Source organism: Cellulomonas citrea, assembly GCF_009829685.1.
GTDB lineage: Bacteria > Actinomycetota > Actinomycetes > Actinomycetales > Cellulomonadaceae > Cellulomonas > Cellulomonas citrea.
In genome coordinates, this window is the sequence record NZ_VWSD01000397.1 from 1 (window position 1) to 521 (window position 521).

General features: G+C 50.1%; 1 protein-coding gene. It reads left to right on the top strand.

The genetic code is table 11. From position 1 onward, the window contains the following. Positions 1–216: 216 nt before the first annotated feature. Positions 217–521 (top strand): zinc-dependent peptidase (locus tag F2B26_RS17820; protein WP_201292835.1); only part of this gene is annotated, 305 nt, incomplete at its 3' end.

The following is a 521-nucleotide window of genomic DNA, read 5'->3' on the forward strand; positions in this document are numbered from 1 at the left end:
CTACATCCCCAGACGCGCTGGGTTCATCATCATCCAGCGCGTCACCACTTTCACCCCGTCTCCCTAACCTTTCTGGCAGCGACAGATTTCATTATCCGAACTTACGGGCTGCCAGCTTTTTTCTCTCCCTATTAAGATTGAATTTTCATCAAACGGCACCATATCTTGCTATATCATAGGGAGATTTTTATGCTAGCCATCTTTATTCTTGCACTGGTGAGTAGTGTCGCCATAGGTTACATACTGTTTAAACCTAGGTATGTCAGGTATCGCCGCGCGCAAATCGCCAAACGTCCCTTTCCCGCAAGCTGGCGCGCCATACTCAAGCGCCGCATGCCCTATTTTCGAGCCCTGCCGAGCGACTTACAATTACAGCTAAAACGCCACATTCAGATCTTCATTGCCGAAAAAACCTTCATCGGCTGCCAGGGAATAGAGATTGATGATGAGATCCGGGTGACCATCGCGGCCCAGGCCTGCCTGTTACTGCTCAACCGTGACACCGACTACTACCCTAAGCT